Source organism: Streptomyces sp. NPDC006691 (assembly GCF_042869955.1).
Lineage (GTDB): Bacteria > Actinomycetota > Actinomycetes > Streptomycetales > Streptomycetaceae > Streptomyces.
The window spans coordinates 284,805-310,911 of record NZ_JBIAGW010000004.1 but is presented as its reverse complement, the minus strand read 5'-3'; the positions used below and the strand labels follow the sequence as shown (position 1 = coordinate 310,911).

At 70.6% G+C, this 26,107-nt stretch carries 29 protein-coding genes and 1 pseudogene; 11 read left to right on the top strand and 19 right to left on the bottom strand.

Features of this window, described 5'->3' with window-relative positions; genetic code table 11:
• Positions 1–734 precede the first annotated feature (734 nt).
• Entirely contained in the window at positions 735–1,568 is an 834-nt protein-coding gene (locus ACFYNP_RS11530) for a PIG-L family deacetylase (RefSeq protein ID WP_388410289.1), read from the bottom strand.
• 249 nt (positions 1,569–1,817) lie between these two features.
• On the opposite strand from ACFYNP_RS11530, the gene ACFYNP_RS11525 reads away from it, so the two are divergent.
• From ACFYNP_RS11525 to ACFYNP_RS11515, 3 genes and pseudogenes are all read left to right on the top strand, one after another.
• On the top strand, positions 1,818–2,258 hold the full coding sequence (locus ACFYNP_RS11525) for a MarR family winged helix-turn-helix transcriptional regulator (protein ID WP_388784833.1): 441 nt from the start codon (positions 1,818–1,820) through the stop codon (positions 2,256–2,258).
• 150 nt (positions 2,259–2,408) lie between these two features.
• Positions 2,409–2,579: pseudogene (locus ACFYNP_RS11520) on the top strand (isochorismatase family protein); the annotation flags it as partial.
• Positions 2,576–3,148: a YbhB/YbcL family Raf kinase inhibitor-like protein gene (locus ACFYNP_RS11515; protein WP_388784831.1), complete on the top strand. Its 573-nt coding sequence runs from the start codon at positions 2,576–2,578 to the stop codon at positions 3,146–3,148. The pseudogene ACFYNP_RS11520 and the gene ACFYNP_RS11515, both read left to right, overlap by 4 nt.
• 269 nt (positions 3,149–3,417) lie before the next feature.
• Here ACFYNP_RS11515 and ACFYNP_RS11510 read toward each other — a convergent pair whose 3' ends face one another.
• Positions 3,418–3,966 (bottom strand): hypothetical protein, encoded by a 549-nt coding sequence (locus tag ACFYNP_RS11510; RefSeq protein ID WP_388784829.1) that lies wholly within the window; start codon positions 3,964–3,966, stop codon positions 3,418–3,420.
• Positions 3,967–4,155: 189 nt separating this feature from the next.
• Here ACFYNP_RS11510 and ACFYNP_RS11505 point away from each other — a divergent pair, with 189 nt between their 5' ends.
• Positions 4,156–4,341 carry a hypothetical protein gene (locus ACFYNP_RS11505; RefSeq protein WP_388784827.1) on the top strand — a complete coding sequence of 62 codons (186 nt, stop codon included), beginning with the start codon at positions 4,156–4,158 and terminating at the stop codon, positions 4,339–4,341.
• A 197-nt stretch (positions 4,342–4,538) separates the two neighbouring features.
• Here ACFYNP_RS11505 and ACFYNP_RS11500 read toward each other — a convergent pair whose 3' ends face one another.
• The 5 genes from ACFYNP_RS11500 to ACFYNP_RS11480 form a co-directional block, all read right to left on the bottom strand.
• Positions 4,539–5,210 (bottom strand): alpha/beta fold hydrolase, encoded by a 672-nt coding sequence (locus ACFYNP_RS11500; RefSeq protein ID WP_388784826.1) that lies wholly within the window; start codon positions 5,208–5,210, stop codon positions 4,539–4,541.
• 193 nt (positions 5,211–5,403) lie between these two features.
• The gene (locus tag ACFYNP_RS11495) at positions 5,404–6,924 is read right to left on the bottom strand and encodes an LCP family protein (protein WP_388784825.1); all 1,521 of its coding nucleotides are present in this window, start codon (positions 6,922–6,924) and stop codon (positions 5,404–5,406) included.
• Between the two features lie 229 nt (positions 6,925–7,153).
• A complete protein-coding gene (locus tag ACFYNP_RS11490; RefSeq protein WP_388410309.1) occupies positions 7,154–7,444 on the bottom strand; it encodes a hypothetical protein in 291 nt (96 codons plus the stop codon).
• A gap of 150 nt (positions 7,445–7,594) precedes the next feature.
• Positions 7,595–8,044, bottom strand: a complete 450-nt coding sequence (locus ACFYNP_RS11485; RefSeq protein WP_388410312.1) for a hypothetical protein — start codon at positions 8,042–8,044, stop codon at positions 7,595–7,597.
• A 101-nt stretch (positions 8,045–8,145) separates the two neighbouring features.
• Complete coding sequence (locus tag ACFYNP_RS11480; protein WP_388410314.1) at positions 8,146–8,751, bottom strand: TetR/AcrR family transcriptional regulator; 606 nt, start codon at positions 8,749–8,751, stop codon at positions 8,146–8,148.
• A gap of 105 nt (positions 8,752–8,856) precedes the next feature.
• Between ACFYNP_RS11480 and ACFYNP_RS11475 the strand changes: the two genes are divergently transcribed.
• The 3 genes from ACFYNP_RS11475 to ACFYNP_RS11465 all read left to right on the top strand — a co-directional run bounded on the left by ACFYNP_RS11475 (position 8,857) and on the right by ACFYNP_RS11465 (position 12,143).
• Positions 8,857–9,546: a nitroreductase family protein gene (locus ACFYNP_RS11475; RefSeq protein WP_388410317.1), complete on the top strand. Its 690-nt coding sequence runs from the start codon at positions 8,857–8,859 to the stop codon at positions 9,544–9,546.
• Positions 9,547–9,770: 224 nt separating this feature from the next.
• Positions 9,771–11,015, top strand: a complete 1,245-nt coding sequence (locus ACFYNP_RS11470) for a histidine kinase (protein ID WP_388784823.1) — start codon at positions 9,771–9,773, stop codon at positions 11,013–11,015.
• A 486-nt stretch (positions 11,016–11,501) separates the two neighbouring features.
• Positions 11,502–12,143, top strand: a complete 642-nt coding sequence (locus ACFYNP_RS11465) for a hypothetical protein (RefSeq protein ID WP_388784820.1) — start codon at positions 11,502–11,504, stop codon at positions 12,141–12,143.
• Here the strand turns inward: ACFYNP_RS11465 and ACFYNP_RS11460 are convergent.
• Together ACFYNP_RS11460 and ACFYNP_RS11455 are read right to left on the bottom strand one after the other, a co-directional pair.
• Positions 12,115–12,852 (bottom strand): VOC family protein, encoded by a 738-nt coding sequence (locus ACFYNP_RS11460; protein ID WP_388784817.1) that lies wholly within the window; start codon positions 12,850–12,852, stop codon positions 12,115–12,117. The genes ACFYNP_RS11465 and ACFYNP_RS11460 overlap by 29 nt on opposite strands.
• Positions 12,853–13,259: 407 nt before the next feature.
• Entirely contained in the window at positions 13,260–14,750 is a 1,491-nt protein-coding gene (locus ACFYNP_RS11455; protein ID WP_388785277.1) for an alpha/beta hydrolase family protein, read from the bottom strand.
• A gap of 563 nt (positions 14,751–15,313) precedes the next feature.
• On the opposite strand from ACFYNP_RS11455, the gene ACFYNP_RS11450 reads away from it, so the two are divergent.
• Together ACFYNP_RS11450 and ACFYNP_RS11445 are read left to right on the top strand one after the other, a co-directional pair.
• Entirely contained in the window at positions 15,314–16,474 is a 1,161-nt protein-coding gene (locus ACFYNP_RS11450; protein WP_388785275.1) for a sensor histidine kinase, read from the top strand.
• On the top strand, positions 16,471–17,133 hold the full coding sequence (locus ACFYNP_RS11445; protein ID WP_388784814.1) for a response regulator: 663 nt from the start codon (positions 16,471–16,473) through the stop codon (positions 17,131–17,133). Before ACFYNP_RS11450 ends, ACFYNP_RS11445 begins: the two co-directional genes overlap by 4 nt.
• Positions 17,134–17,216: 83 nt before the next feature.
• Here the strand turns inward: ACFYNP_RS11445 and ACFYNP_RS11440 are convergent, their stop codons facing one another.
• The gene (locus tag ACFYNP_RS11440; RefSeq protein ID WP_388784811.1) at positions 17,217–17,561 is read right to left on the bottom strand and encodes an alpha/beta fold hydrolase; all 345 of its coding nucleotides are present in this window, start codon (positions 17,559–17,561) and stop codon (positions 17,217–17,219) included.
• Positions 17,562–17,567: 6 nt separating this feature from the next.
• Here ACFYNP_RS11440 and ACFYNP_RS11435 point away from each other — a divergent pair, with 6 nt between their 5' ends.
• On the top strand, positions 17,568–17,966 hold the full coding sequence (locus ACFYNP_RS11435; protein WP_388784808.1) for an alpha/beta fold hydrolase: 399 nt from the start codon (positions 17,568–17,570) through the stop codon (positions 17,964–17,966).
• Here ACFYNP_RS11435 and ACFYNP_RS11430 read toward each other — a convergent pair.
• Positions 17,963–18,643, bottom strand: coding sequence for a lysophospholipid acyltransferase family protein (locus ACFYNP_RS11430; protein ID WP_388784805.1), 681 nt, complete (start codon positions 18,641–18,643; stop codon positions 17,963–17,965). The two genes, ACFYNP_RS11435 and ACFYNP_RS11430, sit on opposite strands and share 4 nt — an antisense overlap.
• 210 nt (positions 18,644–18,853) lie before the next feature.
• Positions 18,854–19,825, bottom strand: a complete 972-nt coding sequence (locus ACFYNP_RS11425) for a beta-ketoacyl-ACP synthase III (protein WP_388410339.1) — start codon at positions 19,823–19,825, stop codon at positions 18,854–18,856.
• A gap of 99 nt (positions 19,826–19,924) precedes the next feature.
• Here ACFYNP_RS11425 and ACFYNP_RS11420 point away from each other — a divergent pair, with 99 nt between their 5' ends.
• Positions 19,925–20,524 (top strand): TetR/AcrR family transcriptional regulator, encoded by a 600-nt coding sequence (locus ACFYNP_RS11420; protein ID WP_388784803.1) that lies wholly within the window; start codon positions 19,925–19,927, stop codon positions 20,522–20,524.
• Positions 20,525–20,651: 127 nt separating this feature from the next.
• Here the strand turns inward: ACFYNP_RS11420 and ACFYNP_RS11415 are convergent, their stop codons facing one another.
• From ACFYNP_RS11415 to ACFYNP_RS11385, 7 genes are all read right to left on the bottom strand, one after another.
• Positions 20,652–21,323 carry a DUF4097 family beta strand repeat-containing protein gene (locus tag ACFYNP_RS11415; protein ID WP_388785273.1) on the bottom strand — a complete coding sequence of 224 codons (672 nt, stop codon included), beginning with the start codon at positions 21,321–21,323 and terminating at the stop codon, positions 20,652–20,654.
• A gap of 209 nt (positions 21,324–21,532) precedes the next feature.
• Entirely contained in the window at positions 21,533–22,291 is a 759-nt protein-coding gene (locus tag ACFYNP_RS11410) for an alpha/beta hydrolase (protein ID WP_388784800.1), read from the bottom strand.
• A 285-nt stretch (positions 22,292–22,576) separates the two neighbouring features.
• Positions 22,577–22,780 carry a PLDc N-terminal domain-containing protein gene (locus ACFYNP_RS11405; RefSeq protein WP_388784797.1) on the bottom strand — a complete coding sequence of 68 codons (204 nt, stop codon included), beginning with the start codon at positions 22,778–22,780 and terminating at the stop codon, positions 22,577–22,579.
• A 34-nt stretch (positions 22,781–22,814) separates the two neighbouring features.
• Complete coding sequence (locus tag ACFYNP_RS11400) at positions 22,815–23,462, bottom strand: DUF3887 domain-containing protein (RefSeq protein WP_388784795.1); 648 nt, start codon at positions 23,460–23,462, stop codon at positions 22,815–22,817.
• A gap of 87 nt (positions 23,463–23,549) precedes the next feature.
• Positions 23,550–24,194 (bottom strand): ScbR family autoregulator-binding transcription factor, encoded by a 645-nt coding sequence (locus ACFYNP_RS11395; RefSeq protein WP_388784792.1) that lies wholly within the window; start codon positions 24,192–24,194, stop codon positions 23,550–23,552.
• A gap of 117 nt (positions 24,195–24,311) precedes the next feature.
• Positions 24,312–25,061, bottom strand: a complete 750-nt coding sequence (locus ACFYNP_RS11390; RefSeq protein ID WP_388410355.1) for a TetR/AcrR family transcriptional regulator — start codon at positions 25,059–25,061, stop codon at positions 24,312–24,314.
• 89 nt (positions 25,062–25,150) lie between these two features.
• Positions 25,151–25,981 (bottom strand): helix-turn-helix transcriptional regulator, encoded by an 831-nt coding sequence (locus ACFYNP_RS11385; protein ID WP_388410357.1) that lies wholly within the window; start codon positions 25,979–25,981, stop codon positions 25,151–25,153.
• Positions 25,982–26,107 lie beyond the last annotated feature (126 nt).

Here is a 26,107-nt window from a genome sequence, read left to right as displayed (position 1 = left end):
CCCGCGCTGTTGCTGTCCGGCGTCGGCCGCCGGCCGAACGCCACGCCCCCGAGCCCCTCCACCGAGTGGACCAGACCCGATCAAATCCGGTTGAACAGGCTCAACGGCAGCCCCTGCCAAGCCACTTCGCCACTCACTCACGTCCCCTCTCGCCACCGTGCGTCTCGCTGTTCACCTCGGGCCCATCGCGGACCGCTTCGCGAGCAGCCCGATCACCGTCCGCGACAGCGACCATCGACGGTCCGCGACACCGGCCTCACGACCGCCTGCGATACCCGCCATACGACCGTCCGCGACACCGGCCCAGCGACCGTTCCCCGGCCGAGCCGGTCAATTCAGGATGGAGGTGGGCCGGAACGTACGGCAGACTGGGCGGGTGACCACAGATCCGAGCAGTCCCCTGGACAACGACGTCCCTTCTTTCAGCTCCCCGGAGTCGGCGCGTCCGCGTCCGGCCGCGCCCCGCTCCGGGGCCGCTGCTCCGCCCGCCACCTTCCTTGAGCCCAAGCTTCGCCCCGGCCTGCCGAGCGACTCAGCCATATCCTGATCAACCCGGCAGGCCTCATCAAGGCAGCACGGATACGGCGACCGCTGCGCGTGAACTCGTCGCGCGCAGCGGCATCGATCTTCGGTCAACGTTGGCCGACTGGCCGCCCGGGGCATTCACTTGCGGAACCCCCCGCTGCTGCGGCTCCCGCGAGACGAACGCCGGGCCGACAGTCGGGGCCGGCCGATCAGCGCAGACCGGCGAAGAGATCGTTCTCGGGTACGGCCGCGCCGGTGGTGTCCTGGACGCGGACGAAGGTCTCCATCCCCATCAGCTCGCCGAACTTCTCCTTGCCCATCTTGAGGAAGAAGATGTTCTCGCCCTGGCTGGCGTGTGCGGCCAGAGCGTCGAACTTCTGGCCGCTGAACGCGGCGGTGTCCACCCACGTGGTGATCTCGTCGTCCGGGAGACCGATCTTGGCGATCTCGGCCGCCTCGGCCGGGTCCGGCTCGGGCATGTCGTCGCCGAACTCGCGCATGATCTCCCCGAACCGCTGCATCGCCGAGCGGGGCATCGTCGTCCAGTACACCTTCGGTGTCAGGTCGGTCATCTCCAGCGCCGCCACCGTGATGCGGTTCGCCTGAATGTGGTCGGGGTGACCGTAGAAGCCGTTCTCGTCATAGGTGACGACCACATCGGGCCGGTAGTGGCGCATGAGTTCCGCGAGCCGGGCGGCGCTCTCCGCGACGGGCGTCTGCCAGAACGAGCCGGGCGCGTCATTGCTCGACCAGCCCATCATTCCCGAGTCGGCGTAGTCCAGCATCTCCAGGTCGCTGATCTTCAACACGTCGCGGCTCGCTTCGAGTTCCCGGCGGCGCATCGCGGCGACGGCCGCCGGGTCGTGCCCGGCTTCGCCCGGCTTGACACCTCCGGGTCCGTCACCGCAACCGCCGTCGGTACACGTCACGAGAACCGTGCGAATGCCTTCCGCCGCGTACCGCGCGAGGATTCCTCCGGTTCCGGTGGCCTCGTCGTCGGGGTGGGCGTGCACTGCCATGAGCGTCAACGGCCGGTCAGCCATGAGAAGTCCTCCTGCTAAGAAGCGTATGTCGGTGCGATTGCGCGGCTGGGTGCGCCACGGTCCCGGGCCCGATCCTGTCAGGACGGACGACCGTACGGTCCCCCTCCCCGAACACGCGGTGCCGGTCCCTCCCCCGATCCAACAGTGCCGACGTGACCAGGTGTTCCCGGTACGGGATCTTCCGCATCCGCGACCCCGTCGAGGACCAGGGAAATACAGTAAGGCAGCTTGATAAGGTAGCCTTAGTATATGAGCGATGACCTGGACCCCGGTGAGGTCGCGTCGACCCTGCTGGCGAGCCTCAGCCTGCTGGTGCGACGGGTGCGCCAGGTACCGGTCGAGGGCGGACTGTCGATGCCCGAGCGGACCGCCCTGGCACAGCTGGCCCGTTCCGGCCCCACCACCTCTTCGGCACTCGCCCGGCAGGTGCAGATCACCGCGCAGGCCATGGGGGCCACGCTCGGTGAGTTGCGGGCCCGGGGCCTGGTCGAGCGGCGACCGGATCCCAACGACGGCAGGCGTGGCGTGATGTCGGTGACCGACGCGGGCCACCAAGCGCTCAGCGACAAGCGCAACGCGCGAGCCGAGCTCATCGCCGGCGCCCTGACCAGCGGCGAGTTCACCTCTGCCGAGCTGGAGCAGCTCGCGGCAGCCGCGCCGCTCTTCGAGCGGCTGGCCCGGAACATCTGACGGCATCGACGACATCCAGGGGCGGCCGGCAGTGGTCCGATGCCGGCAGCGCGCGAAGGAGACACGCGGAACATGAGGAAGCGGACTCACGGGGAAAGCGGACCCATGACAGATCCTCGCCCTCGTTGCCGCGATCGCCTCCCTCCTGCATCGACCGCCCGCTCGGGCTCCGACCACGGCTATCACGCCGTCCTCGCCACCGACGCGATGACCGACCCCGACGCCGAGGCCCACCGCCCCAGCGTCGCCCGAATCTTCCCCGAACTCGGCGAGACCACCACCACCGTCGAGATCATCGGCATACTGGGAGCAACGCGATGACACTGCTCGGACGACTTCTCAAGAACCGCAGGGCGGACGAGACCAAGGCCGCCTGGTACCTCCCCCATCTGACGGGCCCGGAAGGGCTGTCGCTGACCAGCGACCAGTTCGGCGACGGCGAGGCCATGCTGCTGGAGCACTGCGGGAAGCACATCGGCGGCCGCGATCTGTCGCCCCGCCTGAGCTGGTCCCCGCTGCCCTCGGGCACGGCGCAGCTCCTCCTCGTCATGGAGGACGTCGACATCCCCCTGAACAGGCCCGCCGTGCACTGCGTCGCCCTGATCGACCCGACGTGCCAACGTTTGGAGCCCGGCGCCCTCGACGCGCGGCAGCCGGGACGCGGGGTGCGGCTGATGCGCTCCACCATCGGGCGCGGCTACCACGGGCCGGGCCCGATCAAGGGTCACGGGCCGCACCGCTACGTCTTCCAGCTGTTCGCCCTGGCGACTCCCGTGGACGACAGCGTGCACGCGAAGCCCGCGGACCGGGCACGGCCTCGTCTCCTCCTGTCCTCCGTCACCGGGCCCGTACTGGCCCGGGGCCGGCTGACCGGCGTCTACGAACGCTGAGGCAGGGCCGGGAGGCGCCCCCGGGGCACGTCACGCCCGGGGATCCTCGGCCGCTCCTCGCTCCCCCGCCCGACGCTCCGACCGGCCCGCCGTGACGACGTTGCGGGCCGGCCCGAGGGCGCGTGTCTCGCCCTCCGCGGGCGACGCAAGTCCTGAGGCGACCCGACGGTGTGTCAGATGACGTATCAGCAGGGCGACTTGACCGAGAACCACCGACGTCCGGCGACGCCGCTCAAGGCAACGGCACCCGGACTCGGCATACCCGAGTGTTACTTGCCGGCCAGGCCGAGGTTGACGCCGTCGCGCAGGTCCGGGAAGCCCTGGGCGAGGACGGCGGCCGGCTCAAGGCACGCATGGCGAGTGGCGGCCTCGGCCGGATTCGTCGCACAGCCCAGCTGCCGGTACGTGGCGCTGGACTTCTGGATCTTCTGCGCCACTGAACGCAAAGCGGCGAACCCCGCGTGGCGACCGGCCTGTGCCAGGGCGAACGAAGCGTCCTCGTTCGTCGCTTCTGCCGCGGCCCCGCACTGCCGTGTGAACATCTTGGCCGACGCCGTCGAGCAGGGCGACTTGCCGCCGGAGCCGAAAAAGTCCTCGTGCGGCGAGAGTCGCGTCTCCACCGCGTCCTTGACCTGCTCCGCGATCGCGGCCTTGTCCGACATCGCCTGCACGGGCCGGACCCCGGAGGCGTTCGCCGAGGGAGCCGCGCCCGCGGTGCCACCGGGGCTCGCCTCGGCTCCCGAACCACCGCAGCCCGAAAGCAGCGCGGCCGCTGCCGTGATGGCGCAGCTCGCCAACCACACCGCATTCCGCTTCACGCGTTCTCTCCCCCTCGAACCCACGCAGACATCGAGCGCGTCACCCTAGCCGACGATGCTGCGAACGCCGTCCACGGGACGTCCGAGCCCCGTTCCAAAGCGGTCTCCGGCCGGCCGAGGCGGATCTCACAGGGCATCGGCGGCCCCTCGGGCTGACAGATCCACGGCGAGCGGGAAAGATCAAGCATCATGAACCCGTCACAGATCTCCCATCCCCCGATCTACGAGCGACTGGTCCGCGAACGCGGCGATGTCCTCGCCGAGACCCGTACCGTGGCCGAGCAGACGCAGCACGAGGCACGGCAGGCGCTGGACTGGAGCGGGGTGCGACGCGCCCACATGCGCGACGAGGACTCGTACTCGGCCTTCGGCTGAGGAGCCCGCCGGACCGGGGTACGGGCCTCGGGTCACCGGGCGAGACCGAGGCGGCGGGCGGCGGGCGACGAGTCCGCCCGGCGTGAGCCGTGCGTCGCCGCCTCCATCACACCGCGGACCCGGAAGACCCAGGACGCCGCCCGCACTCTCGCCCACCCGCATGCCGTCGCGCCATCGCGCCTTCGCGGGGCACCACTTCACTCCCCGCGCAGCAGGATCTCCTCGAACTCGCCCGGTGCGTCGCGGACGACGTTGTGACTGCTTTCCAGGACGTGTGTGCGCCAGCCGGGATCCGCGGACAGCTTCTCGTACACGTCGGCGAACGGCGTGCCCGCCCAGCCGGACAGGTATACGTAGTCCCGCGTCGCGATCCGGTCCAGCCCGCCGACACCGAGGGTGATGCGCTGGAGGAACGATGCGAGGGGGTGCGCGGTCGTGCGGGCGTCCAGACCGGGCGGCGGCTGGACCGAGATGCCGTCTCCCATGGCGCCCTCCAGGAACAGCCGCCGAAACTCCTCCGTGGTGAGTTCCCAGCACGAATCGCCGTCCTGTGGCACATAGGCGTCGCTGTAGACCAGGCGCCGCACCGCGCCCGGCTCCGCACGGTCGGCGACTCCCGTGATCACCATGCCCGCGTAACTGTGCCCGACGAGCACGGCATCGGTGACGCGCTCGAATGCCAACACGGCGAGAACGTCTTCGATGTGGGTGTCGAGGTTGACCGTCGAAGCACCGAGGTGTGCGCGCTCGCCGATGCCGGAGAGTGTGACGGGCAACGCCCGGTGCCCGGCGGCCCGGAGCCGGTCCGCGAGGTCGGAGTAGTACCAGCCACCGTGCCACCCACCGGGAACCAGGACGAAAGTCGTCATGTCCGCCTCTCCTGTCGCTTGAGTACTGTCACCCTAAAGGGGAACCGAACGACGGCCGAGGTGGGGGCAGGTAACCACCCCTGTAGGCCTGCGAGTTGAGATACGACGCGAAGCCCGTCCGACCGCCGCCAGGCGTGCGAAGCGCCGTCCCGTCGGGCTGTGACGGCTCCGTCGTACGGGTCAGCCGTACGGGTCAGCCGTACGAGAGGTCGGAGCAGGGGTCGTCGTCGGCCGAGCGCGCTCCCCCGGCGATGTGGGACGGCACCGCACTCGGCGCGCTGGAGGTCGATGCCACCGGGCCGGCCGCGTACGACGTGCCGAGGATCACCTTGACGCCGGGCGCGGCCGCGGCCGTCGCCTCCGCATCGGTCAGGACCCGCGCGACCTTCTCGGCCTGGTCCTTCTCGCCGGGCCCGTACTCGATGACCGTTCTGGTCTGGGTGCGCACGAGGGCCGTGCCCGTGCCGGTGACCGTGAAGCCGTGCCGCTTGAGTTCGTCGGCGGCACGGGCGGCCAGACCGGTGATCGTGGTGCCGTTGTACACGGCGACGGAGACACCCTGGCCGGACACCGACTCGGCGGCTCCGGGCGACGGGGACGCGGCGCCGGCCGGTCCCCCCTGACGGCTGCCCGTGCTCTGCCCATCGAGGGTGCGGTCGGCCTTGAGCGCGGCCCACAGCGCCTCCGCGTCCGGGTGGACGATCGCCACCCGCGCTCCCTGATAGCGCCACGGCAGGGTGACGAATTTGGTGTTGTGGAGGTCGACGTTCTTCATCGACAGGGCGAAGGAGATCAGCTTGTCGGCCGAGCCGAGCCCGGGGTCCACGGTCAGCGACTGCGTCGCGGCGTTGGCGAGCGGAAGCAGGCTGGTGGGGCTCATGCCGTCGCTCTTCACCTTCTTCAAAAGGGCGGCGACGAAGGCCTGTTGGCGTTTGATACGGCCTATGTCGGAGCCGTCCCCGATGCCGTGCCGGATCCGTACGTAGTCCAGGGCCTTCTGGCCCGAGACGGTCTGCGGCCCCTTGGCGAAGATCTGCGCACCGCGAGTGGACCGGTTCGGGTTGAGGTCCTGCTGGTAGACGTCCTGGGGAAGGCAGACCTGGACGCCGCCCACAGCCTCCGTCATCTTCGCGAACCCCTTGAAGTCGACGACCACGGTGTGGTCGACGCGCAGTCCGGTCAGTTTCTCGACGGTGTTCTGCGTGCAGGCCGGGTTTCCCTTGGCCGTCCGGCCCACCGAATAGGCGGCGTTGAACATGGTGTCGGTCTGCGGCTCGGTCCAGGTGCCGTCGGGCAGTTTGCAGGCGGGGATGTCGACCAGTGTGTCCCGGGGTATCGAGACCGCCACGGCGTGCTTCTGGTCGGCGTAGGTGTGCAGCAGGAAGGCGGTGTCGGAGCGGCCGATGTCGCTCTTGTCGCCGCCGCCGAGTTCACTGTTGCCATCGGTCCGCGCGTCCGTCCCGATGACCAGCACGTTCGAGCCGTTCGCCGAGGCGGCCGGCCGGTCGTCGGAGACGCCGTCGGCGGCGAAGGTCTTGATGTTGCCGTCGAGCCTGATGTAGATCCAGCCCGCCCCGGCCGCCAGCAGCACGAGCAGCGAGACCACTACCGCGAGCCAGGGCTTCGCCTTGCCGCGCCTACGCGACCGACTTGACCCAGGGGCCCCGTCCCCACCACCGCGGCGCTGCCCCGACGCCTTACGACTGCCTGCCATCCGCGCGCCCCTTGTCCGTTCGGCTCACCAAAGAGTCGGCTCACTGGAGGGGAGCCGACTCGCGCCCCACCTAACAGTTCTACAGTTGCGCAATGTAGCAAGCTTTCCCGCGGGTGCGTCCCGTCAGGACGTCCTGGTTCAGCGAGGGGAAGCGGGGACGAATGTTCCACGGCGAGCCGGAGCGGAAGGAAGGGGCGAGGGCGCTCAAGCGGGCGGGCAGGGGCGGGACTTACGGGCTGGCCGGATCGAAGCCGTACCGCACGGGCCGACCAGCGAGAGCGTCGCCCCATGCATCGCCCCCCGCGTCGGCCCCCGCGTCACCCCGCAGACCTCGCCGCGCGTCCCGCCGATAGACGAACACCGCATGGACGCTCGCCACCTCGCCCCGCGACGGCTCCACCGCGCAGGGGTACGTCACCTGGAGCACCCTCGCCTGGCCGGCGACCCGCATGCGCAACCCGTGCGCGGGGCCCCCGTCGAGCACGGCCAGTTCCCAACCCACCCCGTCATTCGCATTCATGACCACACTTTATAGGTTGCGCAACTCTGCAACTCGATGATGATGATGAGGCCGTCTCTTCGCTTACGCCCGGGGCCCACCGGCCCGGTTGCATCCAGCGAGGCACCCCCGCCCCCTTCGCTTCCAGCGCACACCGGCTCACCAGCACACCTACCGGCGGGAGTCGACCCGACGGAGCACCTCACCGTCCAGCTCCATCACGTCGCCGCGCACCCGCCCGGAGTACGTGCCGGCCACACCCGTGAGGCTGATGTCCTCGCCGCTCCGCCGCCACGTGCCGCGATCCGGAGCGCGCGGCCCTACGAAGCACATCGCTCCCGGCGGGCAGTAGTAGACGAACCTCAGCTCGAACGTGCCGTCAGCCCGCACTTCCACGCTGTCGATCCGCTTGGCACCGGCCCCAGGAACCGCCTTCCACACTCCCACCAGGGCGGCCTCGAACGGTACGGAGTAGCTGGTGCCGGAACCGGCGCCAGTGCTGGTGGTACCGGGCCCGGGCGTGCTGGGCTGTGCGAGCGCCGCGTCCGAGGCGGCCAAGAGTGCGGCGACGGGCAGCAAAAGGCCGGCCAGCGCCCCGCGAACCCCGATGTTCGTCTTCATGACAGCAGCCTGGCCCACCCGTCCGGTCAAAGCCGGGAGCCGTGCCCGGCCCCTCACCCTCGCGAGCAGCCCCGCTCCCGTCCGGGGCAGGCCCTTCCTTGTCAGCTCGTTCCCGGTAGAGCTTGATCGAGGAGGACTTCCGCCGCCGCCCACGCGTGTCGGCCGTAGTCCGCTTCGTCCAGGACCATGGCGCGGCTGGCCGCGCCGTCCGCGAGGGTGGCCAACTGGTGGGCGAGCGAAAGGGGGGCGCGACAGCCCAGTTCCGTCACCAAGGCGACGATGAGTTCCACCATGCGCAGCTTCTGCTCCCGCGCGTAGGCGTGCACCGCACTCGCCGGGTCGGGGAACTCCGCTGCGGCATCGATGAACGGACATCCGCGCACCGGAGCCGCGTCCACCACCGACTGGCTGAACAGCTTGCGAATCCGCTCACGCGGCGGGATGTCCTCGCGGGTCAGCACTCCTTCCAGCGTGGCTCCCGACAGTGCGAGGCCCTGCAAGTGGGCGATGACGAGATCGTTCTTGGTGCGAAAGTGTGCGTAGAGCGTCCGCTTGGACACCGGCGCTTCCTCCGCGATCTGTTCCATGCCGGTCGCGTTGATGCCCTGGGTCGCGAACAGCACGCCCGCGGCGGCCAGAATGCGTTCCCGTCCTCCACGCCCCCGCCGCTGGGAAGTCGTGGCCGTCGCACGCGCGGTCGTATCCATGCCTGAAGTATACGCACGCGTTTACTTAGCCCACCCGACCGAGTTAGGGTGACGAACGATGTAAACGATCCCGTTTACACCGACTTTCCGTCACCAAGGAGCCTCATGAGCGAGTTCGGCCCCACTGAACTGAGCGGCTGCGCGGAGAAGTTGATACGCGGACGCCACTCGACCCGCGCGTTCCGCCCGGAGGCCGTGTCCGAGGACACGATGCGCAGGATCTTCTCGCTGGCCGGTACCGCGCCGTCCAACTCCAACGCCCAGCCGTGGCAGCTGGAGGTGGTGAGCGGGGCGGCACGTCAGCGCCTGGCCGATGCATTGCGGGCGGCCCATGCCGAGAGGCGCACCTCGATCGACTTACCGTATTCGGAGGGGATGTACGCGCGGGTGCACCAGGCACGTCGGGCCGCGTTCGGTGCCGAGCTGTACGGGGCTCTGGGCATCGGCTCCGACGATCACACGGCGCGGGCGGCCTACGACTTGGAGAGCCTGCGCTTCTACGGAGCGCCCCACGCGGCATTCCTCTTCGTCCACGGTGACGGAGGGGCGCGGCTGGCCGCGGACGCCGGCGCCTACCTCCAGACACTGCTCCTGGCGATGACCGCTTACGGCGTGGACAGCTGTCCACAGGGGCTGTTGAGCTTCTACGCCGACACCGTACGCACCGAACTAGGCGTTACCGAAGGCAAGTTGCTCGTCGGCATCTCCTTCGGCCATGCCGACGAGGCAGCACCGGTGAATCGCGTGAGGACCGAGCGGGCTCCGGTCGGATCGACAACGGCCTTTCACGGCTAGACGGTTTCCTTTGATGACCATGCCCACCCGGGGGACGGCGCCCGTTCCACCGGGCTCGGTCCACCTGCCGGCGGCCGGCAGAAGCCGACCTGCCGAGCCGAGATGCCGTTCCCCACAGGTCACCCACAGCCCACGATCACGATCTACAGCTGGTACTAGGTTCACCATAAGATCGGGTGCGGGTTTCATGGCACCGTCCTTCTGCGGTGCCCTAGCGTCGTGCCATGAAGATTCCAGCCGGACTGAGACGCACAGTCCTCCGGGCGCAGCGGGACACCGGCTTTCTCGCCGCTGGTGTGCTGCCGCACCTGGCGCTGGTGCCCGCGTGGGCCTGGGCGGCGGCGACCACCGCCAGAACGGGGAACTGGCTCCTTGCGGTTTCCACGTCGGCCACCCTGGTCGTGCTCGGGGGCCCGGTCCTGACGGCCGTTCAGCGGGCGCGCTACCGCAAGCTCATGGGTGTGGACGTCCCCCGGCTCACCCCCACCGCACAGAAACCTTGGACGTGGACCTCGACCGCCCGGTGGCTCGCGGCGACGCGGCCTTGGCGCAAGATCGGCTACCACCTCCTGCTGGGCCCGCTGCTCGCGCTGCTGGAACTGCTGGTGCTCGCGGTGGCGGCGGCGTGCCTGGCGGGCGTCTTCGCCTGCGCCTGGTCATGGGCGCTGCCAACCGGCATCAGACAGGGCTGGTTCGGCTACCTGACCCAGCTGCCGGCTTACACAGCGGCTGGAGTCCTCCTGCTGTGCGCCCTGCCCTGGACCGCGCGGGCAGTAGCCCGGACCGAGGCGCGGCTGGCGTTGGGCATGCTCGGGCCCAGCCGGGCACAACGGCTCCAGGAGCGGGTCGATCAGCTGGCCGTGAGCCGGAACGACTTGATCGAGGCCGTCGACGCGGAGCGCCGCCGGATCGAGCGCGACCTGCACGACGGCACCCAGCAGCGTTTGGTGTCTCTCGCCGTCAACCTGGGTCTGGCCATCGCCACCCGCCCGGACCTGCCCAGTGATACCCGCGAGGTGATCGCGAGAGCGCACCTGGAGGCGAAGGAGGCGATCGCCGAACTCAATGACCTGGTGCGGGGGCTGCACCCGGCCGTGCTCGAAGACCGTGGTCTGGACGCGGCGTTGTCCGGGCTGGCCGCCCGCACGCCCCTGCCGGTGCGGCTGCGGGTCGATGTGGAGAAGCGGGTGGCGCCCAACGTGGAGTCGGTCGCATACTTCGTGATCTCTGAGGCGCTGACCAATGCAACGAAGCACGCCCATGCGATGCATGCGGAGGTGATAGTCCGTCAGGTCGGCGAGGTGCTGCGAGTACGCGTCACCGACGACGGGCTGGGGGGTGCCGACGCCGCCGCGGGCACGGGGCTGACCGGCCTGGCCAAGCGGGTCGGCTCTCTCGACGGGGCCTTCCACGTCAGCAGCCCCGTTGGCGGGCCCACCACCATCGCCGCGGAGCTGCCTTGTGTGTAGTGATCACCGAGCATTTTGTTTGCTGGGGTCGGCCTGAGCAACGGGCTGGAGATGGGTGGGTGCGGGTCGCTGCGGAAGCAGGCGACGCGGAGGGGCTGTTGGCGGCAGTGTCGGAGCACCGGCCCGAACTCGCCCTGGTCGAGGTCCGGAATGCCGCCGCCCTCGGCACGTGGGACACCCGGCTGGGCGGGGTTTGCCACGTATCAGCCGAGCCCGCCCGCGGCCGCCTCAGCGAAGGGCCGCCACCGGCGTCGGCCGGTCTGCCGTGCGGGAGCGGTCCACCGTGCGGGACCGCTCTGCCATGTGGGAACGGCCAACCTCGTGCACATCATCCTGTGTCCACCGGGGGCGGTTGGAGCACCGAATCTTCGGCCCGCCGACCCCCGCCAGCTCGGGCCTCCCCCAGATCGGGCACACCTCAACTGCCCTACGCTGATGGGAAGATGAAGCCCCGCACCCGACCCGCCGCCAGCCTAGGATGCAGCCATGCGGACACGACCCGCCTTCGCCCTTCTTCTCGCGGCAGCAGCCCTTTCCGGCTGCACCAGCGCGGGCTCCGGCTCCGGCTCCCCCACCGACGGCACGACCGCCCGGGAGTGGGAACCGGACGACGCGCTCCAGCGCGCCGATCGGGCCTTGGACGCCGATGACAACACCCTCACCGTCATCGACCGCGGCGCTCCCCATGTCGCCTCCGGCATGAACGCGACGTTCGAGGCCCCGGGCAGCAAGCCCTACCGCCTCGACATCACCTGCGACAGCTACGAAGTCGGCCACCTCACCCTGGAGCTCACCCGCGGCCGGAGCAAGCACACCCAGGAGCTGCCCTGCGGAGCACGGGAGGCCCAACGGCTCAACATCCCCGCCGGTCCGCCCGTCACCGCCACCGTCACCCCGGCGAAAACCGGTACCACCGGGCTCATCGCCTGGCGCTATCTCAGCCTTGACCAGCGGAAGGCCGAGGGATGCGAGGACGCGCTCGCTCGTTGCGGCGACCCGGCCCGCATCCGAGAGCCCGCGTCCCGGAGCCTGCATCCGAGTGGCTCACGGTTGCCGAGTGGGTCACGGTTGGTGTGGCGCCGGGCAGCCACCCGCCCCGCTACCGGGACTCTCTCCGCCTCAGGGTGAACTCGTTGCCGTCGGGGTCCAACAACATCACCCGACTCCCGCCATCTGCGCCGATGTTGGTGCGGGTGGCTCCGAGCGCGAGCAGGCGGTCGACCTCCGCCTCTCCGTCGGCCTCGGCGGGGAGCGCCAGCTCCAAAAGCAGCCTGTTCGTACCCGTCTTCGTCGCCACCGGAGGGCCACCCCACGTGATCTTCGTGCCGCCGTCCGGCGACTGGATCGCGGTCTCCTGGTCCTGGTCCCAGACCAACGGCCAGCCCAGAGCCGCACTCCAGAAGTAGCCGACGTCCTGAGTGCCGTCGCAGGCCAGTGCGCCGATGAAACCGGTGTCGGCCAGGAACTTGTTGCCCGCCTCGATGACACAGAACTCGTTGCCATCCGGATCGGCCAGCACCACATGCCCCTCTTCGGGGAGTTGGCCCACGTCGATGTGCCGGCCGCCGCATTCCAACGCTCTGGCCACCGTCCGCCGTTGTTCCTCCGCGGAGGCACTGGTCAGGTCGAAGTGCGCTCGGTTCTGGCCGGCCTTCGGCTCGTGGCTCAGCAGGAAGCGGATGCGGAACGTGGCCGGATCATCAGGATGAGGCGGCAGGAGCTCGACATCGTCGTCCGGTCCGTCGACCACATCCCAGCCCAGCACCCCCGACCAGAATCGCGCCAGGTCCGACGGCCGACTCGCGTTGAAGCAGATCGCGAACAGTTGACTGGCCATGCTTCGTGCAGCTCCGATCCACAGACGCGCGAGACGACGCCCGCCCTTTCGACGGGCGTCGCAGCTCAGGGATGCCCGAGCCTAAGGGTGCCCGGCCCGGGCCGCATCCGAGTTTCCGGAGGGCTTCAGCCGAAGGGCAAAGTGTGATGCCCGGGCACTTCTCCTCGAACGGCCGTGATCGCAAGACCGTTGCCGGGTCCGGGCTCCCGCTCGGCAACAGTCGCCGCCCATACGCGCAGCCGCTCTCGATCAGCGACTTGGGTCAACACCCTTGCTGGCGTGCCTAGTTGCTCCAACATCTTGGCGACGATCTCACCGAGACTCCGCGGCGGGGGGCCGCAACGCGGGCCGCCCTCCGGCGGGGAAGCGGGAACGCTCGGGCGGTCGGCTGCCGCGGGCACGGCTCGTCAGGGGCCGTCGTCCGGGCGGTAGACGCGGAGATCGCCGTGGGCCGACAGTGCGCCGGCCAGGTCACCGGGTCGGCGCCGCAGGGAGCTGTCCAGGAAGGCGAGAGTGGTCGCGGCGACGACGCGGGGACTCCCGGTGCGGCCCAGGGAGCCGACTATGGAGGGCACGGGCGGCAGGTAGAGGGGGGCGTCCGTGAAGGTGAGGTGTGCGGCGCCGGGGATGGTGAGGCGGTAACTCGTCGCGCTGTTGAGCTTGAGGGCCTCGGTGAGGCGGGGCAGGTAACGCGGGTCGGTTTCCGGCGTGATGGCCTGGGTGAGCGCGAGCGTCGGCTGGTGGAGGGCTGGGGATGTGGGGCCGTGGGGGTAACCGTCCAAGTCGATGACGGCGTCGAAACGGTCGTCCTGCCTGGCCGCCTGGAGCGCGGCGGCGCCGCCCATGGAGTGGCCGGTCGCCGCGACCCGGCCCGTGTCCAGGCGTCCGGCCAGTGGGCCGGCGATCTCACCTCGGTCCATACGGCCCAGCTGCGTGAGGACGAAGCGGAGGTCGGCGGCCCGCACGGCCGTCTGGCCGGCGGCCAGTTCGGCGTCCTTGGCCCGATCACCGGTGGAAGAGGTCGTGCCGCGAATCGTTCGGCCGTCGGCGAGGACGACGACGGCCGAGTCGTACGGGTGGTCGAGGGCGGCGACCACATAGCCGTTGCCGGCCAGTTCCTCTGCCCAGGCCGTGTTCTGGGTACGTACTCCGCCCGCTCCGGGCGAGAACAGCACGATCGGGAACCGTCCGTCCCCGTCCGCCGCCGCGGCGTTGAAGACCGCGTGGGTGTGGGCACGAGGAACACCGTCGACCAGAAAGCCGGGCAGGCCGGACCCCCGGGCGAGTGCGTCGGAGACCGTGCGCGCCTCGCGCTCCGTGCGGCCGAGGTACTGTGCCCGCCGCGCGCCCGCGGGGAACTTCTGCGCGGGGTACCAGAGTTGGACCACGACAGTGCGCCGGTCGTGCGGGTCGGTGGTGGCGGTCTCGGGGCGGTTCGGGTCGGTCCATTCCATGACGCCGGTGCCGACCGCGAAACGGCCCGAAGGCTCGGGGAAGACGGGAATGGGAAAGGCCCAGGCGGCCACCGGACCCGCCACGATCAGGCCGACGCAGGCAATCGACCCCGGCAACGCCAGCCACCATCGGGCCCGCCACGCCGGCCGGCCGGAACGTCGTCGAATCAGCGGAGCGACGGCGAACGGCGACGCGAAAAGGGCGCCTGCCAGTATCGGCAGCGTCTGCCAGCGGACCCCCACCACGCTCAGCACGACGGCGGACAGCGCGCACAGCGCCCCCGCAGCGATCGTGACGCGTGGGCGGGCGGCGGAGGGAAGCCAGCGCGCCGTCACCAGAGCGACGGCACCCAGCAGGGCAAGGATTTCCGGAGGGGACATGGAGAGCCCCGTGATGATCTCGGTCACCCGGCCATCCTCGGCGCGGAGTACGCGCTGCCACATCGGCCCCGGGTCGACGTGGTGTGCGACCGGGGGCGCCGTCCGCGGCATGTCTCCGTGCAACCGGGGGCGCCGTCCGCGGCATGTCTCCGTGCAACCGGGGGCGCCGTCCATGACCTGTCCCCGTGCGACCGGAGTCGCATCCGGGCACGGCGTCCGTGCGACCGGAGTCGCACGGCAGCACACCGGATCGGCGGCCGCGTTGCGACTGTGGAAGGTAGCGGGGCTCCTCCTGGGGTCGTACCTCGGCGCGATGCCATCAGACGGTGGGCTCATGCGCGCCGGCGGGCTGCGGCCTAACGTGACAGGGCCAGGTGCCCACCGGGCCGCACGGCTCCCGCGCACCCACACCAAGCCCCACTCCCCCACGAATCCCGCTCCACCTGCACCTGGGGGGCGCCCCGAGCAGGGCCACCATGACGCCGAATCGACAGGGACGTGCGATGACCGACGCGGCCGCAGAGCCCGGCAACGCCCACCCGATGTGTTGTCGGGTCCGGCAGGCGTGGACGGCCGTACGGCCGACAGGGCGCACCGACCCGGGCTCCTCACCGGCGGCGCGAGCGATGGGGGCCACCCGGCACGTGAGCTCCCGGCTGCCCCCCACGGTGGGGGAATCGCTGGTGCCGGCACTGCTCCTGCTCACCATCATGACCACGCGCGCGCCGAATGAGCTGCCGCTGCCCCTGGCCCTCACCGCAGCCCTCACGGTTCCACTGGTGTGGCGGCGCCGTGCCCCGCTCACGGTGTTCGGCACCGTGGCAGCCGCGGCGTTGGTCCAGTGGCTGGCGAACGTCCAACTACCGGCGGATGCAGGGCTGTTGGTGGCCCTCTACACAGTGGCCGCGCACTCCGGCCGACGGCGCACGCTGGTCGCCGGTGTCATCGTGGAGGGCGGGGTTCTGCTGGCCTGTCTGCGCTGGGCCACGGAAGGCGCGTTCCTGCCTCCCTTCGTCGCGGTGTCCGCGACGGTGGTGGCCGTCACCGTCCTGGGGGTGAACGCACGGACCACGCGCGCCTACCTGGCGGCCGTGGAGGAGCGGGCCGTGCGTCTGGAGCGGGAGCGGGACCAGCAGGCGCGGCTGGCGGTCGCCGAGGAGAGGACCCGCATCACCCGGGAGATGCACGACATCGTCACCCACAACCTGTCCGTCATGGTCGCGCTCACCGACGCCGCCGTCTCCGCACAGCACCGGTCGCCCGCCAAGGCCACCACCCTGATGCTCCAGATCTCCGACACGGGCCGACAGGCCCTGACCGACATGCGGCGCGCGCTGGGCATCCTGCGGACCGATGAACCGGACGCGGAGCGCCACCCGCTGCCCGGCCTCACACAACTGGACGTGCTGGCCGACCAGATGTGCACCGCCGGGCTGCCGACCCGCGTGGAGGTCCGCGGCGACCACACCCACATACCCGCCACCGCCCAGCTGACCGTCTACCGCCTGGTTCAGGAAGCCTTGACCAACACGCTCAAGCACACGCCCACCGGCACCGAGGCGAAGGTCCGCATACGGTGTTCGGCCGAGACCGTCACGGTGGACGTCGCCGACAGCGGCCCCCACCCGTCAGCGGCCGGCTCCCCGCCTTCCGGCCACGGCATCCCCGGCATGCGCGCCCGTGCGGCCGCCTATGGCGGGACGTTGCGCGCCGGACCGCTCCCGGGCGGCGGCTGGGGAGTCCACACCCGCCTCCATCTCGGCAGCACCGAAGGGGCGTCCGCATGACACTGCGCATCCTGATCGTCGACGACGAGGCGCTGCTCCGCATGGCCTTCAGCACGATTCTGGAGGCCCAGCCCGACATGACACCGGTCGGTGAGGCCTCGGACGGCCTCCAGGCCGTACGGCTCGCGCGTCAACTGCGCCCGGATGTCGTCCTCATGGACGTCCGGATGCCCGGGACCGACGGGATCGAGGCGACCCGGCAGGTCATCCGGGCCTCCCCGCGGAGCAGAGTGCTGATCCTCACCATCTTCGACCTGGACGAATACGCCTTCGCCGCGCTCGGCGCCGGAGCCTCGGGCTTCCTGCTCAAGAACACCAGACCCGAGCGATTGCTGACCGCGATACGCAGCGTGGCCGCGGGCGACGCTGTGGTCTCCCCCCGGATCACCCGGCGCCTGCTGGAGCACTTCCGTCCGCACATCCCCGACGGCAGGAGCGCCGACGGGGCCGAGCGATTGAGCCGGCTCAGCGCCCGTGAGCGCGAGGTGCTCGTCCGGGTGGGCCGCGGCCTGTCCAACACCGAGATCGCTACGGACCTGCACCTCGCGGAGGCGACCGTGAAGGCCCACCTGGGGCGGATCCTGCACAAGCTCGAACTGCGCGACCGGATACAGGCCGTCGTCTTCGCCCACGAAAGCCGCCTCATCGACCCGGCATGAGGTTGACGACGAGGACGCGGATCGGAGACTGACCGAGGACGGTCCGAGGACCGACCGAGAACGGAGGATCCGTCATCCACTCGCTACCGAGCGAAGAACTCCCGCAGCACTGAGGCGACTTCGTCCGGCACGTCCATGGCGATCAGGTGGGCCGCGGAGGCGAACTCGGCCAGGAGCGCGCCAGGAATCTCGGCGGCGTAGCGACGTGCGATGTCCTGGAAGTCGGCGACGTCGAGCTTGCCGACGCCCACCAGCGTGTGGACGGAGATGGTGGCGAGGTCTCCCGTCCCCGGGCCCTCGGAGTGCTCGCCCTCCAGGGGCTGGTTCACCAGCGATGTCCGCAACGGGCAGCGCAGTTGGCCGACCAGCCCGTCGGCGTCGTCGTCCCAGCCGCGGGCGGGCCCGCGCAGCCACATGTACTCGTACACGCTGGCGTGACCGACCACCACATGTGGGACGCGGTCGTGCCGGCCCTCACCGAGCAGCACACGGTGATCCGGTACGACCTGCGCGGCTTCGGTGAGTCCGCGCCCCCGACCGGGCCGTTCAGCGAGAGCGACGACCTGCGCCGCCTCCTGGACCACCTCCGTCACGATCGTGCCCGGCTCGTAGGCGCTTCCTGGGGCGGCCGGGTGGCCGTGGACTTCACGCTCGCCCACCCGGAACGGGTGCGCTCCCTGGCGATACTCGCCGCTCCCTGGCCGCGCTACCACTGGTCGGCGGACATGATCGCGTACGACGAGGCCGAGACCGGGGCCCTGGAGACGGGCGATCCGGACGCTGCCGTGCGCATCAACCTGGACAGCCCCGGTCGGTCCTTGGGACCGCGCTAGCTGAGCGGGACGCTCCGGGCCGGAGGGCTTGCGTGGGCCTCGACACGCTCCTGGCCGGAGAGGTCGCCGATGGCCTGGACAATCTCGTCGGTCGCGGCGCGACGGGCGCGGGCAGGGGGAAGATCCCGATGGGCCGTGGAGCAGTGCAGTGGCCGACCGAATTCGACCGAGATGCGGTGATAGCGGGGCAATATCCGCCCCACGGGCTGGAGTTGATCGGTGCCGGTCAGCGCCACCGGCACGACGGGTGCTCCGGTGGCCAGGGCGAGCCAGGCGACGCCGGTCCGGCCGCGATAGAGCCGGCCATCGGGTGAACGAGTGCCCTCCGGGTAGATACCGAAGGCGCGCCGGTCGGCGAGGATGCGTTCGGCTGCTTCCAAGGCCGCCTGCGCGCTGCGGTGGCCGCCTCGGTTGATGGGGACGCAGCCGAAGGCGGTGACGAAACAGCGCACCAGCACGCCTTTGAGGCCCGGACCGGTGAAGTACGCGTCCTTGGCGAGGAAGTGGACCGGGCGCGGGGACAGCAGTGCGATGACGACGCTGTCTATGAACGACAGGTGGTTGCTGGCGAGGATGACGGGGCCGCGGCGCGGAACATTGCCGCGGCCGCGCACCACGGGCCGGAAGACAAGACGGACCAGCGGGACGAGCAGCAGCCGGGTGAGGCGGTAGAGCATCGGTGATCCTCTCAGGGAGGCGGATGATGCCTGTCCAGGCGCAGGCATGACCGGCCAGGGATGGGTGTCGGCCTATCGGGAAGGGCGAGGGCTCGTCCGGTGCGGGCGACGGCGGGCCCGGGCGGGGCCGGCCAACCCCCGTTCGGTAAGGGCATGGGCGATCACGGGCCCATGAGTGGGCCCGTCAGGGGCACCCGTCAGGGGCACCAGTCAGGGGCAGGTGATGACCTGGCCGGCCCATGAGAGGCCGCCGCCGAAGGCGAAGAGCAAGACCGGCGATCCAGTGGCGAGTTCGCCGCGAGCGACCAGTTTTGACAGAGCCAGCGGAACGGACGCGGCAGAGGTGTTGCCGGAGTCGACGACATCCCGGGCGATGACCACGTCCTCACTCAGGTCGAGCTGCCGCACCAGAGACTCGATGATCCGCAGGTTGGCCTGGTGCGTGACGACACCGGCCAGGTCCGCGGGGGTGATCCCGGCCCGGTGGCAGGCCTCTCGCGCCATCGCGGGCATCTCGCCGGTAGCCCAGCGGAACACCGTCTGTCCTTCCTGCGCGAACCGCGGCTGCCACGCGTCGACCAGTCGCACAGCGCGCCCCCGCTCAGGGTCGGAGCCCCAGACGACCGGGCCGATTCCGCCACCGCGCGGGCCGGTCGCGGGATCGTCCCGCTCCGTGGCGCTGACGACGGCGGCGCCCGCGCCGTCGCCCAGCAGAACACAGGTCGAGCGGTCGCCCCAGTCGGTCACGTCCGACATCTTCTCGGCGCCGATGACAAGTGCGTGCCGGGCGGCTCCGGCGCGGATCGAGTGGTCCGCGCAGGCGAGTGCGGTGCAGAAGCCGGCGCATCCGTTGTTCAGGTCGAAGCAGACGGCGCCCGGGATGCCGAGTCGGGCAGCCACCTGTGCGGCGATGGACGGACAGCGGTCCACGGCCGTGCAGGTCGCGACGGTGACCAGGCCGATCTCGACGGGCTCAAGGCCGGCGGCGGCCATCGCCTTGGCGGCCGCCGCCGAGGCCAGATCGGTCACGGACTCCTGCGCGTCGGCGATCCGCCGCGTCACGACGCCGGTGCGCTGCCTGATCCAGGCGTCGCTGGTGTCCACGATGGCTTCCAACTCGGTGTTCGTCAGGACACGTGAGGGCTGGTGGTGCCCCAGGGCGGTGATGCGGGAGCCGGACAAGAGAGCTCTCCTTGGATTCAGGCCAGCGGCGAACCCGAGGAATATAGCAACCGATCGGTCGGAAGCTAAAGGGGTGGCGCTCGGCTATCATTGAGCCTCATGAGCCCTCGGAACTCCGTCCTGGAGACGCGTCACACGCGTCGGCGCATTCTGGACCGCAGCCTGGCGATCGCCTCGGCGGAAGGCCTTGAGGGCTTGACCATCGGCCGGCTCGCCACCGACCTGGGGATGAGCAAGGCCGGCGTCCTCGGCCACTTCGGCACGAAGGAAACCCTCCAACTCGCCGTCGTCGACGCCGCGGCGGAACTGTTCAATGAAGAAGTGCCCCAGCGGGTACGGGACGTACCGCTCGGGCTGCCGCGCCTGCGCGCGCTCTGCGAGGCCTGGGTGTCCCATCTCGAACGAGGTGTACTTCCCGGCGGTTGCTTCTTCACCGCGGCCGCGACGGAGTTCGACGGGCGCGAGGGTCCGGTGCGCGACGCGATCGCCGGGCTGAACACACTCTGGCAGCGCGATCTGCGCCTTCACGTTCAGCGCGCCATCGCGGCCGGGGACCTTCCCGGCGATACCGACCCCGACCAATTGATCTACGACATCGTCGGGATCATGCTGGCGCTGAACCACTTCCAGCAGCTCCAGCACGACCCACTCGCCACGTCCCGCGCCCGCCGCGCCCTGACCCGGCTCCTTCCCGCCTGACTCGCGCCCTGCGGTGCCGAGCAAACGGGATGCCCGGCACCGGACGGACGGGTGGTGAGTGGCCCCGGGGCCGCCCAAGAGCCGATCTGACGATCAGTCACATTCAGCTGATGGCTAGTCATATCCCTTACAGGGTGCGGGCGGTGATGTCGCCGCTGGCCGTGGTCGCGTGGATGTTCAGGACCGCAGCGGCACCCTCCGTGTGGGTGAGGGCGTTGTGGATGCGGCCGTGGGAGGTGCCCGCGTCCAGGGTCGCGGAGGTTCCCCGGGCGGCACCGACCGTGATCCTGCCGGACTCGGTACGGAGCTTGAGCGTGCCGTGCTGCGCCTCGGCGATGGTGATGTCGCCCGAGGCGACCCGGATCTCACTGTCCCCCGCCAGGCGACCGACCGAGACGTCCCCGGCATGGACACCCAGGCGCAGGCCCGCCGTCTCGTCCAGCTCGACCGTGCCGTGCGCGCCGTCGAACACGACATCGCCCAGCCGCCCGACCGTACGCAACTCCGCGCTGGCCGTCCTCGCCTCGATCCGCGAGCCGGCGGGAACTTCGACCGTCACATCGAGGGCACCCGAGGAACCGAAGTACTGGTTCCCCGCCGGTGCGGCCTCGATGCGCAGGACCCCGTGGTCATAGCGGACCGTGGTGTGGTCCGCCGCCTTCACATCACGGCTCTTGGCGGGGTCCGCCGCCTTCACCGCGACGGTGGTGTGCGCCTGGTCGGCGGCGACGATCCGGACCCGCCCGGCGGGGACGTCGAGGATGACGGCGATCGGGGCGGTGGTGGCGAACTTCTGCATCACGGTGGTCTCCTGCGACTCGTTGTCTCCGGCGCGGCGGCTGTCCGCCGCGTTGATGAAGACAGTGCGCCGAGCCGGTTTCAACAGGGCGTTACCACGGTTTCAGCCGGCTTCAACCCGCCGCAACCAGAGGCGGCCCGAGGAGCTGCCCCCTGGGCGAGGGGGCCGAGCCGATTCAAGTGCCGCACCGGCTCGACCCCTTCCGAGGCTCAGGCCGCGATCACCCGGCCCAGATGACGTACGAAGAAGTGCGCCGCGCTGTCCGCCTCGAACCGGGGCAGTTGCTTGTGGCGGCCCGCGTTCGCGTGCAGGGTCTTGTCCTTCGAGGCGAAGGCGTCGAACAGGGCGAGGCCCTCTTCACGTGGGATGTGCTCGTCGTCCCACTGGAGGTCGTACTCGATGGGCACGGTGATCCGCTTGGCCGTCTCGGCCAGCGGGTCGGGCCAGAACTGCCCGAAGACCGCGGCCGCGATGCGGGGTTCGGCCGCCGTCAGAGGGATGCCGATGGCGGTGCCCATGTTCAGACCGTAGTAGCCGACCGGGCCTTCGGCGCCGATCTCCGGGAGCTCCTGAAGCGCGTCCAGGGTCGCCCGCCATTCGGGGACGGCCCGTTCGGCCAGGTGGAGGTTGTACGGAACGACGATCGGTCCGACGGGCTCGCCCGCCGCCATCGCCGCCTGCATCAGGGCGATTTCGCGCTCGTCGCGCTCCGTGCGCGGGCGGCGGCCGTGCCCGGGGGCGTCGATGGTCGCGACGTTGAAGCCGCCGATGGCCACAAGGCGTGCCGCACGGCCGGTCATCGCCGGGGACTTGTGATGGTTGCCGCCGCCGTGACCCATCAGGATCAGCGGCGCGCGTTCGGCGCCGGAGGACGGTGACCAGAGGGCGCCGTCGAGGTCGCCCAGGGTGAACTCGCGCTCGACGATGCTGTTCGCCGACGTCTTGGTGGTGAAGTGCAGAGTATTCATGGCTGTTGCCTTTCGGGAGTGCCTGCTTCGAGGCGCTCCCGGCGACAGCTTCGTCAGTCGCCGACCGTAACGGAGAAGGGGAGCACCCACATGGTTACTGCGTTCATGGGTCTCACCTCCTGGATCGGTGTCACGGCGTTGCGCATACTATCCGCCGGGGCGGACAGCACCAACGGGTTTTCCTGGCCGGACCGTCGTCGTGGCCGCCCGATCCGCGCGGCCGCCCGATCCACATGGCCGGCCCATCGTCGTGGCCGGGCGACGCGTCGGGTCGGCCGGCTGCGCTCAGCGGCGCTCGTCCCGCCCGTACCTGAGGTACGCGACGAGGCCGATCACATTCCCGAACGCGCAGACGACGAGCCAGAGTTGAGGGGTCAGGGTGCGCGTGTGGGGATGGCGGGCGATGTCCAGCATGCACAGGACGGCTGGGAGCACCGCGATCAGCGGGACCAGGGTCATCCACAGGGTGGGGGCGGGGTCGGCCGTCATACTGAAGGCCTCTCTACGCGTCGGAACAGCGGCGTTACGGCGTTTCCGGGGCCAGGATGAACAGGCCCGCGACCTTCTCGTCGGCGTCGAAGGCCACCCGGGCCTTCATGTCGCCCGCCTCGTAGTGCAGCGGGATGTCGACCACCGTGTGATCCCCGATGCGGCGGACGAACGGGGCGTCCTCGGCGAAGCCCTCGAACGCTCCGACCAGACCCGCGACCGTGGCCATGCCCCTGCCGCGCTCCTCCTCGGTGAAGGCCGCCAGGACCTGGGCGTTGAAGTGCGGCCTCGCTTCGTCCATCCGGTCGCCAAGGACGGCCTCGGCGATCTGCCGTGCGCGCTGCGCCGCGTTGTGCATGCGTACCGTCTTGTCCATGGGGGCTCCCGTCCGGGGATCGATCGGTTTGCCGAACCTCTGGAAGGCGGCCTGGCGGGTGACGCCGAGCAGATCTCCGATCTCCTGCCAGGTGTGACCGGCGTCGCGGCTCTGCTGCACGGACAGCTTCAACACCTGCTCCGCCAGGCCGTCCACGTCCCGGGCGCGCCGCACCAGATCCAGATACGCGGGCGGCTCGAACGGGCCGCCCAGCGCCCCGGCCAGAGCCTCCGCCTGTTCGGCGAGCCGCCCGGTCAGCGTGCCGAGCGAGATCGAGGGTTCCGCGTCATCCGCGTCATCGGCCATACGTAAAGGGTGCCTTTACGGAGTCGCTCCGTCAAGGATCCCTTTACGGCCGATCCGCCTGCCCCGAGCCGGCGGATCGGCCGATGCTCAGAACCACAGCGCTGCCTTGCCGGCTTCCGTCCCCGCGGCTTCCAGCCCGTCCAGGGTGAACTCCCTTGCCACGCGCGGCAGTAGTAGCCCCCAGAAGCGCGTCAGCGTTTCCGGGGACAGCCATGCGGGATCCCGCACTCCCAGTGACTTGAACCCGGCCACGGCCCCCACGACGGTCAAGGTCGCGTCCCTCGCCGTGGCTCCCTGAGCCAGGGCGCCCTCCCGGGCCGCCCGCGCGAACGCCTCCCCCACCCAGTCCTGCCAGCGGCCGCACAGGTCGATGCCCGCACCCGTCGACTCGCGGCCGTCCGCCAGGTCGAACCCCGCCCGCAGCACCACGTCCTGACCGAGGCCCCGCACCAGGGCGTGGCTGGTGTCGATCAGCATCTGTAGCGCGCCGCCGTCCGCACGTTCCTCACCCGCGTCCGTGATCCTCGCCAACCGTTGCGCCGCCGCCACGCACACCGCGTCGGCCAGGGCCGACTTGCTGGCGAAGTGGAAGTGCAGGGCCCCGTTGCTCACGCCCGCGCGGGCACTGATCATGGCGAGCGACGCCGTCTCGAAGCCGTCCCGGTCGAACAGCTCGGCAGCGGACTCGACTAACGCGTTGCGCGTACGTAACGCGCGTTCCTGCCTGGCCATCAAGGCACTCCTACAGAGGGGATGAGCCGTCCGCATGCACCGGACGGTGGATCACTGATGTGTGCGCCGCGGACAGGGATCCCCCGCTCCCCCCGCGCGCCCGAAGCCGGCGTCCCGCTATCCGGCGGCCGGGCCCGCCTGTCCGAGTCTGGCCTCCAGGCCGTCCAGGATCAGATCGAGGCCATACGCGAAGTTCTCGTCCCGGGTGGTGCGCGGGTCCTTGCCGCGCTGGTCGGCGTATCCCTTCCGCAGGCGCGGATAGGCCTGCGCGGCCTGCTCGGCGGCCGGCCACAGGCGCTCCACCCACTCCTGCTCGGTCTGACCGCTGCGCGCCAGCATGGTGATCCACGCGGCCTCGCTGGTCGCCATCCCGGTGACGTACGCGAAGACGGTGCGCACCGCGTGGTCCGACTCGTTCAGCGCGAACCCCGCCGCCTCGAACGTGGCGATCATGCGGTCCGAGAGACGCATCAGGTTGGGCCCCAGATGAGCGACGCCCACCTCGCCGAGCAGCGAGGCGATCCACGGATGTTCGAGCAACATCGCCCGCACGCCGTGCGCGCGCCGCGCCGTGACGTCGCGCCAGTGCGCGGACCGCGCGATGTCGGGCTCCGCCAACTCCCCGTACACCTCGTCGACCACCAGCTCGATGAGCTCGTCCTTGTTGGCCACGTGCCGGTAGAGGGAGGTGGCCCCCGCGCCGAGGCGGGTGCCGAGTTTGCGCATGCTCAGCGCGTCGATGCCCTCCGCGTCCAGGAGCCGGACGGCCTCGGCGACGATCTGCTCCCGGCTCAGCGCCGGTTGCTCCCGCCGCTGGCGCGGCCGGGTCCACACCGACGGAATTCCCTGCTGCTCATCGGCCGCCATCGAGCCTCCCCCTGTCTCCGTCTCGCACCCACAGGGCTAACACCCGCATCCAAGCGCACACCGTTCACCAGCCGGGTACACCGTTCGCTTTAGCGTACACCATACGCTTGCGGCGTCGAGGCCAGTGCGCGGAAGGTGCGCGCGGCAGGCGATCCAGGGTCCGCCGTGATCAGAACGACCTCCTGGTCGTCCTCCGGCACGAGCAGGACGTCGCAGTTCAACCGCAGCCTGCCCGCCTCCGGATGGTCGATGGTCTTGGTCCGGTGGCCGGGAGCGTGCACCGGACGGGTCTCCCAGGTCTGCCCGAACTCCTGGCTTCCGGCGCGCAGTTGGGCAAGCAGGGCGGCCAACTCCGGGTCGTGCGGGTAGCGGTCGGCGGCCCGGCGCAGCCGTGCCACCACGATGTGTCCGAACTCCTCGGCCCCGGTGCTCTCGTACCTCCGCCCCTGGCCGAGGAAACGCCGCCGGGCCAGGTTGGTCGTCCCCACCCCGAGGTCGCCGCCGAACAGCGCCTGGGCCAAGGGGTTCCAGGCGAGGACGCCGTACGCGGCGTCGGTGACGATGGCGCCGGTCTCCGGCAACCGCTCCAGCATCCGGGCCACATGCGGGCGTACCTGCCGCACGGCGGTGCTGCCGGGCGGGACGCCGGATCCCGCGAGGCGGAACATGTGGCTGCGCTCGGCGGAGGTGAGCCGCAGGGCCCGCGCCAGCGCGTCCAGGATCCGGGCCGAGGGCCGTGGCCCCCGGGCCTGCTCCAGGCGGGTGTAGTAGTCGACCGACATGTGCGCCAGTTCGGCCACCTCCTCACGCCGAAGCCCCGGTGTGCGCCGCGGGCCGTCGGTCGCCGGGAGTCCGAACTCGTGCGGCCGCAGACCCGCCCGGCGGTCCCGCAGGAAGCGGGCCAGTTCCTGCCGTGCCATCCCGGTCCTCCTCCCGCCGCGTACGGGCGTCCGCCGGAAGCCTCCCGCGTGCGGACTGCTCCGGGTGCGAACCCTCCCTGGTACGGACTGTCCCTGGCAGGGTGCTCCCGGCCGGGGAACAGTACG